Origin of the sequence: Roseibium sediminis (assembly GCF_008711325.1) — a bacterium.
In the GTDB taxonomy this organism is placed as follows: Bacteria; Pseudomonadota; Alphaproteobacteria; order Rhizobiales; family Stappiaceae; genus Roseibium; species Roseibium sediminis.
The window spans coordinates 1-2719 of the sequence record NZ_VXDB01000063.1 but is presented as its reverse complement, the minus strand read 5'-3'; the positions used below and the strand labels follow the sequence as shown (position 1 = coordinate 2719).

Annotated in this window: 3 protein-coding genes; 2 read left to right on the top strand and 1 reads right to left on the bottom strand. The window is 57.0% G+C overall.

The genetic code is table 11. The features are described 5' to 3' along the window. A partial coding sequence (gene tnpC / locus F0155_RS22985) for an IS66 family transposase (RefSeq protein ID WP_204934613.1) occupies window positions 1-1562 on the top strand: 1562 nt, incomplete at its 5' end. 64 nt (window positions 1563-1626) lie between these two features. Continuing rightward, the gene (locus tag F0155_RS22980) at window positions 1627-2388 is read left to right on the top strand and encodes a hypothetical protein (RefSeq protein ID WP_150526900.1); all 762 of its coding nucleotides are present in this window, start codon (window positions 1627-1629) and stop codon (window positions 2386-2388) included. Window positions 2389-2516: 128 nt separating this feature from the next. Here the strand turns inward: F0155_RS22980 and F0155_RS23525 are convergent. Next, the coding region (locus tag F0155_RS23525) for a hypothetical protein (RefSeq protein ID WP_208999424.1) at window positions 2517-2719 on the bottom strand (203 nt) is incomplete at its 5' end.

Sequence of the window (2719 nt, the reverse complement as noted above, 5' to 3'; positions counted from 1 at the left end):
CTGTTGAAGAACTGATGGCGCAAATAGCTGCGCTGCAAGCGGAGAATCGTCAGCTCAGCAAACGCGTCGTCAAACTCGAGGAAGAACTGGCGCTTGCGCGGCTGCATCGGTTTGCGCCGCGCAGCGAAAAGCGTGCTGATCGCCTCTTCAACGAAGCCGAGCAGGTTGCAGCCGAAGACGAGGCCAGGAACGATGATGGCGGCGACGAGGGCGCTGGTGTTGATCTGCCGGACACCGGATTGCCGGGCGCGGACAAGCCTGCGGCCAGGAAGCGCGGCCGCAAGCCGCTGCCGGAAGACCTGCCGCGCGAGCGCGTCGAATATGACCTTCCCGAGGATCAGAAGGCCTGCCCGTGCTGTCATGGCCGGATGCATCGCATGGGCGAAACCGTTACCGAGCAGCTTCATATCGAGGTGAAGGCGAAGGTCTTGCAGAATGTTCGGTTCAAATATGCTTGCCGCCATTGCGACCGCACCGGGATCAACACGCCGGTCGTGACTGCGCCGATGCCCGTGCAGCCGTTGCCGGGCAGCATCGCCACGGCCTCGACACTGGCCTTCGCCCTGGTTCACAAATATGTCGACGGCACGCCGCTCTACCGCTTGGCGCAAACCTTCGAACGTGCGGGTGTTCCTGTGAGCCGTGGCGCTCTGGGGCACTGGGTGATCGGCTCGAGCGAAAAGCATCTGTCCCGTATTTATGAGGCACTGAAGCTGCGGCTGAGATCGCAGCCCCTCATCCATGGCGACGAGACGACAGTCCAGGTGCTGAAGGAAAAGGACAGGGAAGCTACCAGCACGTCGTATATGTGGGCCTACCGGAGCGGCGAGGACAGCGACGAGCCGATCGTGCTGCTCGACTATCAACCGGGCCGCGGCCAGATCTACCCGCAGGCCTTTCTCGGAGACTATCGCGGCCTGTTGATGAGCGACGGCTATTGCGCCTGGCGCACGCTGGAGGGAGCCACCCACCTTGGATGCATGGCCCATTCAAGACGGCGTTTTGTCAATGCCCTCAAGACGAGAAACAAACCCGGCGGGCCGCCGGAGCAGGCGCTCAAGTTCTTCGAACAGCTCTACCGGATTGAAAGGCAGGCGAAGGAGGAGAAGCCGGACAAAGGTGAAACGCGGGCTGACTGCATTCGCCGCTTTCGTCAGCAACACAGCGTCCCCGTCCTGAACGCCCTCAAGGAATGGCTCGACGAAATCGCCCCGAAGGTCTTGCCGGACAGCAAGCTCGGCGATGCCGTCTCCTATACGCTGAACCAATGGGCATATCTGACGCGCTACACCGAGGACGGCAGGAGGCCGATAGACAACAACCTTCTGGAACGCGATATCAGGATCTTTGCCACAGGCAGGAAAAGTTGGCTGTTCAGCGACACCGTCGAGGGAGCCAGGGCCAGCGCCGTCGTCTACAGTCTGATGTTGACCTGCCGGGCTTGCGGCGTCGAACCGTTAGCCTGGTTGCGCCATGTCCTCACCGAATTACCGCAGCGCGCCGTCGACGCCGACATCAACGATCTGCTGCCCTTCAACTTCGCCAAAACCACGGGCGCCTGATCGAACCGGACGCTCTCCCATTCCAACACCTCCGGCAAAAGCCTCAGCGTCAACGTGCAGGGAAATGAGCGCTTACGTTGGAAGCGCAAAAAAGACACCCAAGGGTCGAAAGAAAGTCCGTATCGGGTCTTTCAAGGTTGGGAAGTGTTTTTCGACAATAACGCTGGCCTTTGGTGGGAGAGGCGACGCCCAATTCGTATATGATCGGCTGGGAGACTTCACTTACTCAAATCTTCAGGACGCTGAAGTCTGGTTCAAGTATCCGACCATCAAATTTAGGGACGATGGTCAACTCATTTATTTCGACACCAAAAAGCTTGGTGGCATGTTTGGCTCCGGCGGCATGATCGGGAGTATGGTCATGTCCCATGTGCCGCTGCCAATGTCTGAGTTGGGACTTGGGAATGGTTCCAGTGATTTGGATGGCGCTGCGTTCCAAATGCCCCTATTTGTATCGGAAAGTCTGGCATGGCCCGAAGTTTTAACGGGCAACAGGGCCAAAAAGCGCCAAAAAGTACCACTGGTGGCTGCGATCTATGGCTCGCCGGAAAAAAGCGAATGCCCTTCTGACACCCAAGGCCCATGTCAGTCTTTGACCATGGAGACTAAAAAGATCAAGAAAGCGGCCCTTCTGTCTCGCTTATTGAAACTCGGACGGAGTGATTTAGCCGCAACAAATCTCCCACTGAAAGAAGTCCGGATCATCTATGACCGCCTGAAAAGACCGGTGCAATTGGATATGGAAGATACGACGGTTTTAGATCTCTACTATGACCGAGACCGGGCCAAACCGATCCCTCCGGGCGGCATGTCAGTGCTGCCTTAGCTGGTCTATCTTGACCAACAGAAATAGAATTTGAGAATACAATTAGTTGGCTAGCTATCGGAGAAGACACGCGAACTGGGAGGCATGTACTGACTACTTCAATTCGGCTTGCTAGCTGTATTGGAATTTCACTTCATCTCGAGAATTTGCCTCGCCAGTGTGCGCCGTTCAGCTGGTGCATTTTGATATAGCTCCACAAAGCCGTCATGTTCAGACAGCTTTGGCCTCAGGCGCATTGCTTCGATGAGCTCTTGGCGGCGGGTGTCATTCAGCTGGCCATAGTGCTCCTCGGTTGTTCGCATATGCTCGTGACCTAGATTCTGGCTGAGGG

Excerpts from the sequence above, each read along its gene's own strand:
- F0155_RS22980 (WP_150526900.1), top strand. The coding sequence starts at position 1,627 with ATGAGCGCTTACGTTGGAAGCGCAAAAAAGACACCCAAGGGTCGAAAG.